This window comes from Fodinicola acaciae (genome assembly GCF_010993745.1).
In the GTDB taxonomy this organism is placed as follows: Bacteria; Actinomycetota; Actinomycetes; order Mycobacteriales; family HKI-0501; genus Fodinicola; species Fodinicola acaciae.
Genome location: NZ_WOTN01000002.1, coordinates 2,016,216 through 2,029,661 on the forward strand (window position 1 = coordinate 2,016,216; position 13,446 = coordinate 2,029,661).

The 13,446-nt window shown below is 67.1% G+C and carries 15 protein-coding genes and 1 pseudogene; 7 read left to right on the top strand and 9 right to left on the bottom strand.

Annotated features, from left to right (window positions below; translation table 11 throughout):
• Positions 1-48: 48 nt before the first annotated feature.
• Positions 49-1,137, bottom strand: coding sequence for an FUSC family protein (locus GNX95_RS24785; protein ID WP_163509769.1), 1,089 nt, complete (start codon positions 1,135-1,137; stop codon positions 49-51).
• The gene (locus tag GNX95_RS24790; protein WP_163509770.1) at positions 1,134-2,345 is read right to left on the bottom strand and encodes a cytochrome P450; all 1,212 of its coding nucleotides are present in this window, start codon (positions 2,343-2,345) and stop codon (positions 1,134-1,136) included. Before GNX95_RS24790 ends, GNX95_RS24785 begins: the two co-directional genes overlap by 4 nt.
• 96 nt (positions 2,346-2,441) lie before the next feature.
• Here GNX95_RS24790 and GNX95_RS43375 point away from each other — a divergent pair.
• A pseudogene (locus tag GNX95_RS43375) lies at positions 2,442-2,552 on the top strand (hypothetical protein); the annotation flags it as partial.
• A gap of 97 nt (positions 2,553-2,649) precedes the next feature.
• Positions 2,650-2,784, top strand: coding sequence for a hypothetical protein (locus tag GNX95_RS43865; protein ID WP_281356962.1), 135 nt, complete (start codon positions 2,650-2,652; stop codon positions 2,782-2,784).
• A gap of 63 nt (positions 2,785-2,847) precedes the next feature.
• Here GNX95_RS43865 and GNX95_RS24800 read toward each other — a convergent pair whose 3' ends face one another.
• Positions 2,848-3,867 carry a Ppx/GppA family phosphatase gene (locus GNX95_RS24800; RefSeq protein ID WP_163509771.1) on the bottom strand — a complete coding sequence of 340 codons (1,020 nt, stop codon included), beginning with the start codon at positions 3,865-3,867 and terminating at the stop codon, positions 2,848-2,850.
• A 71-nt stretch (positions 3,868-3,938) separates the two neighbouring features.
• On the opposite strand from GNX95_RS24800, the gene GNX95_RS24805 reads away from it, so the two are divergent.
• Entirely contained in the window at positions 3,939-4,355 is a 417-nt protein-coding gene (locus tag GNX95_RS24805) for a CBS domain-containing protein (RefSeq protein WP_163509772.1), read from the top strand.
• Between the two features lie 5 nt (positions 4,356-4,360).
• Here GNX95_RS24805 and GNX95_RS24810 read toward each other — a convergent pair whose 3' ends face one another.
• Complete coding sequence (locus tag GNX95_RS24810) at positions 4,361-4,723, bottom strand: VOC family protein (RefSeq protein ID WP_187369680.1); 363 nt, start codon at positions 4,721-4,723, stop codon at positions 4,361-4,363.
• Between the two features lie 69 nt (positions 4,724-4,792).
• On the opposite strand from GNX95_RS24810, the gene GNX95_RS24815 reads away from it, so the two are divergent.
• Together GNX95_RS24815 and GNX95_RS24820 are read left to right on the top strand one after the other, a co-directional pair.
• On the top strand, positions 4,793-5,791 hold the full coding sequence (locus GNX95_RS24815; RefSeq protein WP_163509773.1) for an iron-containing redox enzyme family protein: 999 nt from the start codon (positions 4,793-4,795) through the stop codon (positions 5,789-5,791).
• A gap of 124 nt (positions 5,792-5,915) precedes the next feature.
• Complete coding sequence (locus GNX95_RS24820; RefSeq protein ID WP_163509774.1) at positions 5,916-6,419, top strand: hypothetical protein; 504 nt, start codon at positions 5,916-5,918, stop codon at positions 6,417-6,419.
• Between the two features lie 35 nt (positions 6,420-6,454).
• On the opposite strand, the gene GNX95_RS24825 is transcribed toward GNX95_RS24820, so the two are convergent.
• Together GNX95_RS24825 and GNX95_RS24830 are read right to left on the bottom strand one after the other, a co-directional pair.
• Positions 6,455-7,126 carry a hypothetical protein gene (locus GNX95_RS24825; RefSeq protein ID WP_163509775.1) on the bottom strand — a complete coding sequence of 224 codons (672 nt, stop codon included), beginning with the start codon at positions 7,124-7,126 and terminating at the stop codon, positions 6,455-6,457.
• 49 nt (positions 7,127-7,175) lie between these two features.
• The gene (locus GNX95_RS24830) at positions 7,176-7,970 is read right to left on the bottom strand and encodes an LLM class flavin-dependent oxidoreductase (RefSeq protein WP_163509776.1); all 795 of its coding nucleotides are present in this window, start codon (positions 7,968-7,970) and stop codon (positions 7,176-7,178) included.
• Between the two features lie 32 nt (positions 7,971-8,002).
• Here GNX95_RS24830 and GNX95_RS24835 point away from each other — a divergent pair, with 32 nt between their 5' ends.
• A complete protein-coding gene (locus tag GNX95_RS24835) occupies positions 8,003-8,944 on the top strand; it encodes a patatin-like phospholipase family protein (RefSeq protein WP_187369681.1) in 942 nt (313 codons plus the stop codon).
• Here the strand turns inward: GNX95_RS24835 and GNX95_RS24840 are convergent.
• A complete protein-coding gene (locus GNX95_RS24840; protein ID WP_222853945.1) occupies positions 8,925-9,680 on the bottom strand; it encodes a class I SAM-dependent methyltransferase in 756 nt (251 codons plus the stop codon). The two genes, GNX95_RS24835 and GNX95_RS24840, sit on opposite strands and share 20 nt — an antisense overlap.
• A 163-nt stretch (positions 9,681-9,843) precedes the next feature.
• Between GNX95_RS24840 and GNX95_RS24845 the strand changes: the two genes are divergently transcribed.
• Positions 9,844-11,445, top strand: a complete 1,602-nt coding sequence (locus GNX95_RS24845) for an FAD-binding oxidoreductase (RefSeq protein ID WP_163509778.1) — start codon at positions 9,844-9,846, stop codon at positions 11,443-11,445.
• A gap of 120 nt (positions 11,446-11,565) precedes the next feature.
• Here GNX95_RS24845 and GNX95_RS24850 read toward each other — a convergent pair whose 3' ends face one another.
• Both GNX95_RS24850 and GNX95_RS24855 read right to left on the bottom strand, forming a co-directional pair.
• Positions 11,566-12,882, bottom strand: a complete 1,317-nt coding sequence (locus GNX95_RS24850) for an HNH endonuclease signature motif containing protein (RefSeq protein WP_343034957.1) — start codon at positions 12,880-12,882, stop codon at positions 11,566-11,568.
• Positions 12,883-12,997: 115 nt separating this feature from the next.
• Positions 12,998-13,423, bottom strand: coding sequence for a PepSY domain-containing protein (locus GNX95_RS24855; RefSeq protein WP_163509780.1), 426 nt, complete (start codon positions 13,421-13,423; stop codon positions 12,998-13,000).
• Positions 13,424-13,446: the final 23 nt, after the last annotated feature.

Below are 13,446 nucleotides of genomic sequence, written 5' to 3' on the forward strand. Positions count from 1 at the left end.
CTCGCACCATGTCAGCGCTGGCATACCCGTTGGCGATATGGCCAAACCTCACCGTTGCTTGGCGAGTACGTGCACGATCCGGTCGAGTGCCAGCAGGATCGCGCCTTCGACGTTGGCTGTCATCGCGGTGCGGAACTGACCGCGCGTCAGCTGTGCCGCCAGCCTTTTGCGCGGCCGCGGCAGGCTTTCCAGGACATGACGGATCTCGTTCTGGCGCAGCGAGCCGGTTTGCGTCTGGTAACAGGCCATCGCCCTGGCCAGCGCGCGCAGCATCGTCGCCACCTCCGCGGCGAAGTCCGCCTCGACGGCGTTTTCCGAGCTGTGGCTGAGAGAACTGGTCATCCGCTTGAGCTCGCCGGTGGTCTCGCGGAGGTCGTCGACGGCCGGTTCGTACGCGGCCGGCGACATCCGGCGGCAGCTTTGCTGCCACGGATTCAGTCTCGTGCTCTCATGACCGTGGCTCATGGCCATCTCGGCGCGGCGGATCGCCTGGTCGAGCGTACGCGCGCGACGCGACCATTCGCCTGCGTCGTCGCGATCCCACGAGTCGTTGAGACCGTCGGCGATGTCCTCCAGCAGCCGGCGCGTGTCACGTGCCAGGTCCACGACGGCGCGCTCCAGGCCGCGCAGCTGCACCGGCGGCAGGATCAGGATGTTGACGGCCAGCCCGACCGCCGCGCCGACCAGGCTTTCGCCGACGCGTACCAACAGGAAGTCGCTTTCGTGCGCCGTTCCGTAGGTCAGCATCAGCAATGCCGTGACCGCGACCCCGCTGTCGCCAAACCGGTGCCACCGGCCGATCAGCGCTCCGACGAACACCGCGATCGCGAGCGCCGCCACCGGCTGGCCGATCGTCGTGATGGCCACATATGCCAGCGTGCCGCCGAGAATCAGCGTCACGGTCTGCTGCAACGCGCTTTCGACACTCCGGTAAACCGTGCTGGCAACCATGAAAACCGCGGCGTACGGAGCGATGAACGACTGCTGTGTGAAAAAAGTCAGCGCGATCAGCCAGGCGACGACCGCCGACAGCGCCATTTTCGCCGACTGCACAAGGACTTCTCGCTCCGGACCGGCCGATCGTACGGACCGGCCGATCCACCGGGCCGCGCCGGCGAGTCGCCACCGCGGGATCACCGGGGTATGACGACGAAGCCGCTGGCCGGTCGCGCTGGTATGCGCCGCAACGAAATCCGCAGATCCTGCGGCGGCACGCGATAGTCCATGGCGGCCAGCCGCGGAACGAGTGTCTCCAGGACGGCAATGGTGATCGCCTCGCCGGGGCAGCGGTGGTTGGTCGCCGGATCGCCACCGCCCTGTGGCACCAGCTCGAACTCACCTGGCGCCCGGCCGGCGAACCGGGCCGGATCGAAGGAATACGGGTCCGGCCAGAGCGTGTCGTCGTGGTTGTGGCCGTACAGGTCCAGAAGTACGAGCGAACCGGCCGGAATGTCGGCTCCGCGCCAGGAAAGATCGCTGACGGCCTTGCCGCCGACGAACGGTGCGAACGGATAGAAGCGGCGCAGCTCCTGGACAAACGCGGTGGCATAGTCGTGCCGACCGTCACGTAACGGCTGGGCGTGCTCCGGCCAGCGATGCAGCGCATGCGCGGCGAACGTCACGAACCACGCCACCGCGACGGTTGGCCGGATGACGTTGAGAAGTTCGACCGCCGCGACTCGCGGACTGAGCGGACCGTCGGCGTCCAGATGTGTGGCGACGACGCTGATCGCCTGCTCTGGAGACGGCGTCAGCGCACCGGCGCGTACGTCCTCGATGACAGCCGCGAGCCAGCGTTCCTGACGTCGGCGCGCCGCGCGAGCTCGCCAGTGCCGTGGTCCGGCGGTGGCGAAACCGTCGACCATGGCGATCAGGTCACTGGCCAGCGACGGCACATCCGTTGACCGCAATGGAACTCCGGACCAGCGAGTGACCGCACGCGTGATGATGTGGCTCGCCTGTTCGAAAAGCGTGACCGGCTTGCCAGCGCTCCAATCCGCCTCGTCCCAAGCGACGCTGATTTCCTCGGTGAGCGCGGCCACCGACTGGGAGGTCATCAGCGACAGGAAAAGTCGCTTACGGCGATGATGCGCGTCGCCGTCCAGGGTGTGGACGGCTCCGTGGCCGAAAAGCGTACTCAGCACCGGCCCGGGGATCGCGCCGCGCCGGCGTATATGTTTCTCGTCATAGAAAAACCGCGCGTCCTCGGGCCCGCGCAGGCCGGTCGCTCGCCGTCCGAGCACCCGTGCCCGCACCGGCTCGCCGCCACCGCGCCGCCACCTGTTCGGCAGCCAACCGTATCCCTCCAACAGCACCGACAACGACTGGTCCAGCAGCGCTTTCATGTGCTTCGGATTCCCCTTGCGGCAGATCCGAAACGCTGCGTTTCAGTGCGGTCCGGCCGGGTAAGACGCTAGCTGTCGAGGAAAGGAACGAGACCAATGACAGAGTCCATAACAGAGCCGACCCGGCCACTGGCCGTCGTCACCGGCGCGTCCAGCGGCATCGGCCGCGAGCTGGCCAAGTGTTTCGCCGACCATGGCTTCGACCTGATCGTCGCGGCCGAAGACGCGGAGCTGGTGTCCGCTGCCGGAGACATCCGGCGAGAAGGACGACCCGGCCGACATCGCCAAGGAGGCGTTCGAGGCGATGGTCGCTGGAGAGGACAGCGTCGTCGCCGGCTCGATGAACAACAAGCTGCAGGCCGCCGCGGCGCGTGCGCTGCCGGATGCCGCCAAGGCCGTCATGCACGGCGGCATGTCCGAGCCGGGTTCGGCCGGCTGACCGGCGATTTTCAGCCAGACAATGCGACCCCGGGCGCCGTCCTTTGGTGTCCGGAGTCATTGCTCAGTGTGAGGCCACATCCGGGACCGGATGGATGGTGCCGCGAGGCCTGCGTTCCGGCGGAGCCACCGGGACCAGCGGCAGGTCCCAGCGCAGATCTTCGGTCGTACGCAGGTAATGCAGGATGACGCCTTCGCGCAGGGCCCATGGACAAATGTCGACCCGTTCCACGTCCAGCGCCGTCATCGTCTGCTTGGCGATCATCGCGCCGGCCAGGATCTGACGCGCTCTCGGCCGGGAAACACCGCGCAACCGCGCACGTTCTTTCGCCGTCATTCCTGACAACTGGCCGATGATCGCGGACAGATCCGCGCGTGCCAGCGTACGCCGCGCGAACGGCCCCTTGCGCTGCGGCGGCGAACCGGCCAGCCGAGCCAGTTGCTTGAACGTCTTGGAAGTGGCGATGGTGCGCACCGGCACACCTTCCCAGCGCAGCCGGTCGGAGACCTCGCGCAAGGTGTCGCGAATGTGCCGGCGAAGTGCCTTGCGCTGTGCGCTCGACGGCGGGTCGTCCGGCAGAAAAGCGCGGGTCAGCCGGCCGGCGCCAAGCGGCAGAGAGACCGCCAGGTCCGGCGTCGCGTCCCGGCCGAGCACGATTTCCATGGAACCGCCGCCGATGTCGACGACCAGCCGGCGTCCGGACGACCAGCCATACCAGCTGTGAACGGCGAGATAGGTCATCCGCGCCTCGTCCTCGCCGGTGAGAAACTGCGGACGGACACCGGTCGCGTCCTCGATCAGGTCGATGACCTGCTCGCCGTTGGTGGCGTCGCGAATGCTCGCGGTGGCAAAGGAATAAAGCCGTTCCACCGAGCTTTTTCCGGCCAGCCGCAACGTCGAGTCCACGGCTCGTACGACGCGTCGCACGCCGGCGGCGTCGATGGCGCCGTCCTTTCCGTACGACTCGCCGAGCAACGTCGGCTCCTTGAACGCGTGCGTCGGCAGCGGCGGCGCACCGGGATAGGCGTCGACGATCTGCAGCTGTGCCGAATTCGAACCGATATCGAGGACTCCGACTCGCATGGCAGGCGTTTACCCGTACGCGCGCCAGACAAACCGTGTTTGAGGCGTATGACGTGGGGTACGCACCCGATATGACAACTGCTCGTGACATCATGACCGCGGATCCGGAAGTCGTCGGCGTGCGGGACACCGTACGCACGGCGGCCGCGAAGATGGCGGACCTGACGGTCGGCAGCCTTCCGGTGTGTGGCAACGACAACCGGCTCAAAGGCATGCTGACCGACCGCGACATCGCCATCCACGCGGTCGCGGAAAACCGTGACCCGGACACCACCACCGCCGGTGACCTGGTCGACGGCGAGATCGTCACCGTGCTGGCCAGCCGGCCGGTGGAGGACGTGCTGGCGACCATGACCGAACACCGCGTGCGGCGTGTTCCGGTTATCCACGAACACAAACTCGTCGGCATCATCGCGCTCGCCGATGTGGCCCGAGCGCTGCCGGACTCCACCGCCGGAGAGCTCGTCGAGGCGCTCTCAGTCGACTGAGCCGCTCACGCCGGCCCGGTGACCAGGCAGAACGGATGGCCGACCGGATCGGCGTAGACGCGGAATCCGTCGCCTTCACCAGGCAGCCTTTTCGCGCCAAGCGCCAGCGCCGTTGCTTCCGCGGCATCGATGTCGTCCACTAAGACGTCCAAGTGGAACTGTTGTGGACGCTCAGGATCCGGCCATTCCGGCGCGCGAAGATCCGGCGCCTGCTGGAAGGCGATTTTTCGCCGCTCGTCGGAGATAACGACCCATCTGTTGTTCTCGGTGTCGTTCCTGACCTTCATCTGCAACAGCTCGACATAGAAGGCGGCGAGAGAACGCGGGTCGGGACAGTCGATGACAACCGATTCCAGATGACCAACCATGAAAACGATTTACCCCCGCCTGGACGACTCAAACGCTTGAAGCCGCCGGTTATCGGGTAGTCAGACATCATGCCTGAACTCATCGCACGTCAGGCCGGGCCAGCGTTGCCGACCGCACGAGGGCCGTTGTCCTCGGCCGTGTTGGACGCGTTTCGCCAGTCCAGGATGGAGCCGCTGCAGCGCGTACGCGCCGGCGACGCCGACCCGTTCGGCGAGGACTTGCAGCTGTGCCTGCATCTTTGCTACGAACTGCACTATCGCGGCTGGTCAGGAGTGCCGGCCGAGTGGGAATGGAACACTGAGCTGCTCGGCTTTCGAGCCGGCCTGGAGTCGGCTTTCCTGGCCGCGCTGCAGAAAGCCGTGACCGGTGGGACGGATGTGGCCGCGGAGTTCGACAAGATGCTCGTCGAGCCGGTCGACGCCAACGGCGTCACCCATTTCCTACGCGACAGTGGTGAATGGTGGCAGATGCGGGAGTATTTCGCGCATCGCTCGATTTATCACCTGAAGGAAGCCGATCCGCACGCCTGGGTGATCCCGCGGCTTTCCGGACCGGCGAAGGCGGCCCTGGTGGCGGTCGAGTTCGACGAATTCGGCGGCGGCCGGGCCGACCGCATACATGCACAACTTTTCGCCGATCTGCTGGCAGCGGCCGGTCTGGACAACGCCTACCTCGGATATCTGAACCACGTGCCGGCCTGTTCGCTGGCGATCGTCAACATGATGTCGCTCTTCGGCCTGCACCGCCGGTGGCGTGGCGCGCTCGTGGGTCATTTCGCCGCCGCTGAGATCAGCACCGCGCCAAGCGCGCGGCGGCTTGAGGCTGCGCTGACGCGGCTCGACGCGCCGCAGCCGTGCCGGTTTTTCTACACCGAGCACATCGAGGCGGTTCACGAGCAGATCATGCGAAACGATGTGGTCGGCGCGCTGCTGGCGGAGGAGCCGGAGCTGGCCGAGGACGTGGTTTTCGGCATTCAGTCGACCGATCTGCTGGAGGAGTGGCTGGCCGGTCACCTGCTGGACGCCTGGCGCGGCGAGCGCACGTCGTTGCGTACGCCGCTCGCCTGACCCTTCGGCTACTGGAAATTCACGAACAACTCGTCGTCGTACGGCAGCACTTCGTGTCCGTGCAAGGCTTTGCGCGCGGCGGCCTTCGCGTGGCGGCCTTGGCACGCCGGATGCCACCGGCGAGTTGGAACGGATATGCCTGGCCGGTGACGTGTCCCGGCGGCCGTGGCACCGGCACGTATCCCACCATCCGCGCGTCGTTCTGTTGGCACGCGGTCGCCACAGCGGCGTCGATGGCCGGATGGCCGGCGTACGCGGTCAGACACCAGCGGCCCGGTTTCAGCAGGTTGCTCAGGCAGTCCAACGCGATCGCGGGCTGGCCACGGCCGGCTGGGACGACTGCGTCGCGGCGTTGCGCGAGTCCAAGGTGCGGACGCTGCTGGTGACCGATCCGGCGCTCGCCGACCGTACGGTGTGGCTGGGGTCGGATCCGTCGCAGCTGGCGGCGAGCGCGCCGGACCTACGCGCCCTCGGTGCCGGCGAGCCAGCCGTTTTCCGCGCGGACGAAGCGATTCCGTGGGTCGCGTATGCGACCGGTGCGGCGATCGTGGTGCCGCCGCTCGATGATGACGACCAGCCGGTCGTACGTCCTCGTGACGACATCGGTGCGCTCCTGCGCCACGCCTAGCGCCGCCTCCCATGGGTCACCGTGCGGACTTGTGATCAGCGCGGCGGGTATGGCGGTGGCGGCGGAGGGTATTGCGGCTGCGGTGGTGGTGGCGCGTACTGCTGAGGCGGCGGAGCGACCTGCTGCGGTGGCGGTGGAGCGTACTGCGGCGGCTGCGGCGCGTCGGGCACTTCCGGCCGCGGGTTGGCGCGCAGCTCCGGCTCGGCGACCGCGGGCAGCGGGAACACCGCGTCGGCGCGGCCGGTGATGGTGCTTTGGAAGGCCGGAGTCCACAGGCCGGCGAAGCCGTAGGCCTTGCTGCCCAGAAACAGGTGCCGCTGGCCGGTGGTCAGGTCGACGACCAACGGCCGGGTCTCGCCGGCGAACTGGAAGCGCGGCTCGGTCATCGCCACCTGGATGGCGTCCGGCCGGACGACCGGCGACGCGAGGCACACCAACGTCACCACCGTGGTGGTGAAGCCGACGACGCCGGCGGCGTGCGACCGCGCGTACGCGCTGGCGCGCTGCGTGAAGTCGTGCACGATGAAGCCGTTGACCTCGTCGAACGCGGCCGCCACCATGCAGAACTCGAAGCGGGTGAGGCCGCCCTGGTCGGCCATGGTGAAGACCAGCGCCCGCATCGGACCGATCTGCGTGCGGAAGATCGGACTGCGTACGCGCATGGCGCGGATCGCGACCACGTCCAGGTAGTCCTCACCGGTCAGCATCAGCGTCCTCTCTCCCTCCAGCGAGCACAATAGCGCGATGTGTCCAGGTTTAGCGGTCAACCGGTCCGTCGCGTACGACGCCGCGCACCTCGTCGAGTTTCATCGCCTCGCAGTTGAAGTCGGTCATCCACCAGGTCGCGCCGGCGGCCGCGTACGGCTGCGGATCAGTGCCGGCCTCGACCGAGATCGCCACGTCGTAGGACTCGGAGGGCTGGATGACCGCGAGAGCTTCCGCGAGCTGGTCGGCGCTGTCCAGGTTGACCGGGAAGAAGCCGTCATAGCGCGCGGCGCGGCGCAGGGGCTTGGCGTTGCGCGGCATCGCCGCGATCCACACGGGAATGCGCCGGCTCGGCTGGAACTGGATCTCATCGACGGTGTAGTGGTCGCCGTGATGCCGCACGGTCTCACCCGACCAGGCGGTGGTCAGGATGTCCAGCGTCTCGTCCAGCATCTGGCCGCGCATCCGCAGGTCGAGCTGCTCGCCGGTCTTGGAGAACTCCGCGCCGAAGCGGTCCTCGCCGATGCCGACGCCCATGATCAGCCGGCCGTCGCTGAGCTGGTCGAGGCTGGCCGTCTCGCGCGCCAGCTTGACCGGCCGCCGCCGGGGGACCGGTGTCACCATCGGTCCGAGCCGGACACGCTCGGTCGCCGCGGCGATCGCGGCCAGCGTGATCGACGCGTCGGCGACGGCTCGTACCGGCTCGCGCCACCTGATGTGATCCCACACGAACACGCCGTCCCAACCGTTTTCCTCCGCTTCGGCGGCCACCCGTGCGACGACGCGCGGGTCGGCGAGCTCGTCGAAAATCGGCAGCCACAGCCCGGACTTCAGTTTCTTCGCCATGGTTGCGACGTTAGCGGAGGTATACAGGTGTGGTGACAGATGCCGTGCTCCAGCTGCTGCGTGACCGCAGGAAATCGGGAAGTGGTCCAGGCGATCGTGACGACGACGCGCGTCTGGTGCTGCTGGTCGAGGGCGGCAGCTCTCGCGGTGCGTACTCCTCCGGCATGACGATCGCGGTCGAGCGGCTCGGCTTGTTGCCGGCGTTCGACGCCGTTTACGGCAGCTCGGCTGGAGCGCTCAACGCGGCGTGGTTGCTGTGTGGCCGTGCCGAAAGTACGCAGCACGCGTGGTGGGATCCGGTCATCATGCGAACGACGATCGATCCGCGCCGGCTGCTGTGGCGACGGCCGGTCGTCGACACGCACTATCTGGTGAACGTCGTCTACACCGAGGTCATGCCGATGGGGTTTGGCGAGATCCTGGACAGCGCGGTCGAGTTTCACCCGATCGCGACCGATGCCGCCACCGGCGAGCCCGTCGACCTGCACGACCTGATCCACGACCAGGCGAGCGTACGGGCGGCATTGCGTGCGTCCACGGCGATGCCCTTTCTCGCCGGCGAACCGATCGGCATCGACGGCCGGCGTTATGTCGACGCTGGTGTGAGCGAGGCGGTGCCGATACGCACCGCGTTGGCGCAAAAAGCGACGCACGTCGTCGCGTTGCGCACCAGGCGCGCGGACGAGACGGCGATGGCTCCGTCGCGTGGTGAACGCGCGCTGATGTCGCGATGGTTCGCGCGGCACGCGCCCGGTGCCGGCCAGACCTGGCTGCGCCGCCAGGAAATCCGCGCGGAGGAAGAGAAACTCCTGGCCTCGCATCCGGCGACGCTGCAGATCCGGCCGCCGGCCGGCAGCGTACGGATCGGTCGTACCGAACGCCGTCCGCAGCTGCTCCGCGCCGCCGTCGACACCGGCCGGCAGGCGGCGTTGGCCGCGTTTGCCGACATCGCGATCAGCGGCGCGCCTCGATGAGGTGCCGCGTCGAGTACGCGACGAACGGCCCGTGGTCACGGATTTCCCTGTCCAGCTCGCGAAGTTTCCGGTCATAGCGGCGCACGTCGAAGTCCGGGACCCACCACACGCATTTGCGCAGAATGTAAACCACCGCGCCGATGTCGAAGAACTCCATCCGGCAGCGCGCCGTACGCAGGTCGGTGACGGTCAGCCCGGCGTCCTGAGCGTCCGCGGTCTCCAGCTTCGGATCGCGTCCTTTCCGTTGCTCCGGCAGCGGTCCGAGGAAATACTCGCTCAGTTCGAAGGCTGATCCGGGACCGACGTGTTGGGCGAAATACCTGCCGCCGGGCCGTAGGACGCGGTGGATCTCCGGCCAGTCCGGCGCGATCGGATGGCGGGCGGTCACCAGCTCGAAGGTCTGGTCCGGAAACGGAAGACCGCGGGCACGGGTCTCGTGCACCTCGACGCCACGCGGACCGAGCAGCTGACGCGCACGCTCGGCGTTTGGCGGCCACGACTCGGTGACGTGCATCGACTTCGGCAGCACCGGCGCTTCGTTGACGACCTCGCCGCCGCCGGTGTCGATGTCCAAGGCCGAGCCGACCTGACCGAGACGTGTGGCCAGCAGCCGCGCGTATCCCCACGGCGGCCGTTCCTCGGTGGCGCGGCCGTCCAGCCAGGAGAAACCCCAGCCGCTGACCTCCGCGGCGGCGGCCTCGGCCACCAGATCGTCGAAACTACGCACATCGCCGATCCTGACAACGTCGGGCGTTCGCCGCAAACGTATATAGGTGTGCCGCTGCCGCGCACACAACACTTTAGTTGGTGGTGACGACGACTTTCTGCGACTGTGTACGCCGTGCCGGTCATGTTACTTTCGCGGCCAAACAAGAAAATTATCCGGAAGGTCGCAGGAGATGAACGGTGTTTCTCGGCGGGGGCTGCTGGCCGGCGGCGTCGCGATGGCCGGTGCGGTTGGCCTGGCGGCGCCGGCACGTGCCGCCCAACGATGTCTCGACCGGCAGGGTTTCGGCACGATCGCGGTCAAACCAGGCGATCCGCGTTATCCGATGCTGTCGCGCTCCACGCTCGGATACGTCGGCACGCCGCAGGTCGTGAGGCTCGCGGACAGTGCCGCGGACGTGACGGCGGCCGTACGCGACGCACTGGCGGCCGGACAACGGATCGCCGTTCGCAGCGGCGGCCACTGCTTCGAGCGGTTCACCACGAGTCCGGACATCCGGATGCTGCTTGACATCTCGGAGATGAACAACGTCTATTACGACGCCGAGCACAAGGCGGTCGCGGTCGAGACCGGCGCGCAGCTCGGTCAGGTCTATCGGACGCTTTACAAGGCTTTCGACGCCACGCTGCCTGGCGGCTCGTGTCCGTCGGTCGGCATCGGTGGGCACGGCATCGGTGGTGGCTATGGCCCCGAGTCACGGTTGTACGGCTCGATTGTCGACTACATCTATGGTGTGGAGGTCGTTGTCGTCACCGCTTCGGGCGAAGTGCGAACGGTGACCGCGACCCGCGAGCCGGACGACCCCAACCGCGACCTGTGGTGGGCGCACACCGGCGGTGGCGGCGGAAACTTCGGTGTCGTCACGCGGTTGTTGTTCCGCGGCACCGGTCGCGACCTGCTGCCGCCGGCGGCGCCGCAATATCTGAGCCGCGTCGCCAACTGGTCGCCAGGCCAGCTCAATGAACGCGCTTTCGTCGCGCTCCTCACGAATTTCGCCACCTGGTTGGAGGAGCACAGCCGTCCCGGCTCGCCGGAGACCAACCTGTGTCCGGTCCTGACCGTCACCGGCGCGAGCGACCTCCCTGGCCAGGCGCAGCCGCACCTGGGTGTGTCGCTCGCGACCATCGCCGTGCACCCGGATCGGCCCGGTGCAAGGAAACTGCTCGACCAGATCATGGCGGCGATGACGGCCGGCGGCGTGCCGAAACCGGTGGTGAAAGACGAGCCGCTCGGTTTGCGGGACCGTACGGCCGACTTCGGCTCCGTCGACCTGCCGTCCACCGCCGGTTTCAAGACGAAGGCGGCCTATCACCGCCGCGGTTTCACCGCCGAGCAGCTGCGCGTCGCGTACGAGCATCTGGACACCGTCCACAAGGACTTCACGTCCAGCTGGGTCCTGCACGCGTACGGCGGCCAGACCAACGCGGTCGCTCCGCACGCCACCGCGACGGCGCAACGAGACGCCGTTTTCAAGGCGATTTTCAACAGCGGCTGGGTCGGCGACGCCGACGCACATCTGGAGCTGGCGCGCCGCTGGTATCGGCGGACGTACGCAGACACCGGCGGCGTACCGGTGCCGAACGCGCAGACGGACGGCTCCTACATCAACTATCCGGACGGGGATCTGGCCGATCCACGGCAAAACACCTCCGGCGTGCCGTGGAACACCTTGTACTACAAGGACAACTATCCGCGGCTGTCGCGTGTCAAAGCCAAATGGGACCCGCGTGACGTGTTCCGCCACCCGCTCTCCATCCGGCCAGGACGTTGGTAGTGGCGCGGCTGGCCGGACGTGCGTAGAGGCGGGTTGGCGACATGACCGAAATCGTTACAGAGGAAGGGAAACTCTATCTCGCGACAGTGATCGACCTGTGCTCCCGGCGAGATTACCCGGTCAGGCCGTCTCACCTGCATGGTTGGCCACAGCAGTCACACCAGCACCGCCCTGGTTGAACAGGTGGTAGGTATTTCGTAGCGGCTTTTGCTCGAAGTCCACGTACTGCGGTGGAATGAATTCTGGTACGCCGTCGACGATCTGGACTTGCCAGTCGCCGTGGTGGATCTGCCGGTGGTCGGCCTCGCACAGCAGCACGCAATTGTCGATGGAGGTTTCACCTCCGTCGGCCCAATGGGTCACGTGGTGGGCTTTCGTCCAGCGTACGGGTCGGGTGCAGCCGATCATCGCGCAGCCGCGGTCGCGGGCGATCAACGCTTTGCGCAGTTCATCGGTGACCAGCCGTTCGGTGCGGCCGACGTCCAATGCTTCGCTTTGGGTGCCGAGCACCAGGGGCGTGATGTCGCAGTCGCACGCGAGCCTTCTGGCGGCTTCGGGGCTGAGGACGGTGTTTTCGTACGCGCGGACCTGCCCGAGCTTGTCCCTGAGCATCTCCCAGGACAGCGTGATCGTCAGGTGCGGACGCTCGCGGCCCTGGATCGGCAGCTTCTCACTGTCGGCGATCAGATTCAGCGCATCGGCCAACGCATCACCATTGCGCTCAGCAGCCGAGCGGCGGTCTTTGGTTTTGCCCTTGTTGTCCGTGCGTGGCTTGGCCAGCGGCGAGAGGATTTCCTGCATCAGGCTGCCCGTCTCGGCATCAAAACTGCCGCGGAACGCCAATCGGCCGTCGGTGCCGGTGCGCAAATACAGCTCGCGGCGCGGCGTGGCGTTCTCTTCCTCGGACGGCATGGTTCCATCCGGGTCGAGGTGGCCGTGGACGCGGTTGCCGAGCTGGTGCAACTCACGCGCACGCAACTGGGACGCCGCGTCGACCAACGTTTTCTCGGCGAACCGCCGGTCCTCGATCCCGATCCGACGCGGCAACTTGCTGATAATCGTCCGGATCGCGTCCAACTGCGAGTCGGCCAGCTCGCCACGCCGCATGGCATCACCGGCGTATTCCAACTGCGGCGCCAACTTCTCACCGGCGGCCAGCGCACGGCTGCCGCAGAACGCCCGAGCGCGCTGCACGCACCGACTCGCCTCGGTAGGGGAGAACTTCAGGAAATCCTCCAAGAACGCCGCGGTGTCGCCGTGTCCGAACTTCGTCGCGATCGTCTGGTCATCGGCGGCCTTCACCACCGCCAGAAGCGTGGCTTTGGCCGTACGCACCGCCTGCTCCGCACACCGCAACGCGGCCGCGAACTCCTCCTTACCTGACAGCAACGACGGATCGTCCGCCGGCTGAAATGAAGGAGTGGTCATGTCATCCATAATACCAAACCGACTGACAAAGCCAGTCAACCGCGGTGGTCAGTTTCTCTTGCCGCGCAACGCAAAATCGCATCGCGCGCGTTGGACTGCAATCGCCGTCACTACTACTACCGTGTCAGAAACGTTGGGGTAGTACTTCACTCTGGGCGGCAAAGCGGCTACCCCAGCCACGCCGCCCAAGAGGAGCGGCAGGGGCCGGTCGTCGCCGGCCCCGCTGCATTCTGGGTTCACAGCCGAGGCTAATCGTCGTCGCCATGCCGGTGGTTGTCGATTTCCACCTTACGGATGACGCCGTGGTCGCGTCGACATCGACCTCATAGCCGACGTTTCCGCGCACCAGGTCGACTTCCCAGACATTGGCGTGCTCCAGCTCGACCTCGACGAGACGTGAGTTCGGTACGCGCTGCTGCGCCAGCTGCACGGCACGGTCCGAGCTGACAGCCGACGTGGTGGCCGGCCGGCGGTCGTCGGTGCCGTGCGAGGCGAAAGCGGCCGCGGTGCCGCCACCGATGGCGAGCGCGGCGACGGCCGCGACGATCACTGTCCTGCGCATTGGCCTCGTGG

Excerpts from the sequence above, each read along its gene's own strand:
- GNX95_RS24790 (WP_163509770.1), bottom strand. The coding sequence starts at position 2,345 with ATGAAAGCGCTGCTGGACCAGTCGTTGTCGGTGCTGTTGGAGGGATAC.
- GNX95_RS43865 (WP_281356962.1), top strand. The coding sequence starts at position 2,650 with ATGGTCGCTGGAGAGGACAGCGTCGTCGCCGGCTCGATGAACAACAAG.
- GNX95_RS24800 (WP_163509771.1), bottom strand. The coding sequence starts at position 3,867 with ATGCGAGTCGGAGTCCTCGATATCGGTTCGAATTCGGCACAGCTGCAG.
- GNX95_RS24805 (WP_163509772.1), top strand. The coding sequence starts at position 3,939 with ATGACAACTGCTCGTGACATCATGACCGCGGATCCGGAAGTCGTCGGC.
- GNX95_RS24810 (WP_187369680.1), bottom strand. The coding sequence starts at position 4,723 with ATGGTTGGTCATCTGGAATCGGTTGTCATCGACTGTCCCGACCCGCGT.
- GNX95_RS24815 (WP_163509773.1), top strand. The coding sequence starts at position 4,793 with ATGCCTGAACTCATCGCACGTCAGGCCGGGCCAGCGTTGCCGACCGCA.
- GNX95_RS24825 (WP_163509775.1), bottom strand. The coding sequence starts at position 7,126 with ATGCTGACCGGTGAGGACTACCTGGACGTGGTCGCGATCCGCGCCATG.
- GNX95_RS24830 (WP_163509776.1), bottom strand. The coding sequence starts at position 7,970 with ATGGCGAAGAAACTGAAGTCCGGGCTGTGGCTGCCGATTTTCGACGAG.
- GNX95_RS24845 (WP_163509778.1), top strand. The coding sequence starts at position 9,844 with ATGAACGGTGTTTCTCGGCGGGGGCTGCTGGCCGGCGGCGTCGCGATG.
- GNX95_RS24850 (WP_343034957.1), bottom strand. The coding sequence starts at position 12,882 with ATGGATGACATGACCACTCCTTCATTTCAGCCGGCGGACGATCCGTCG.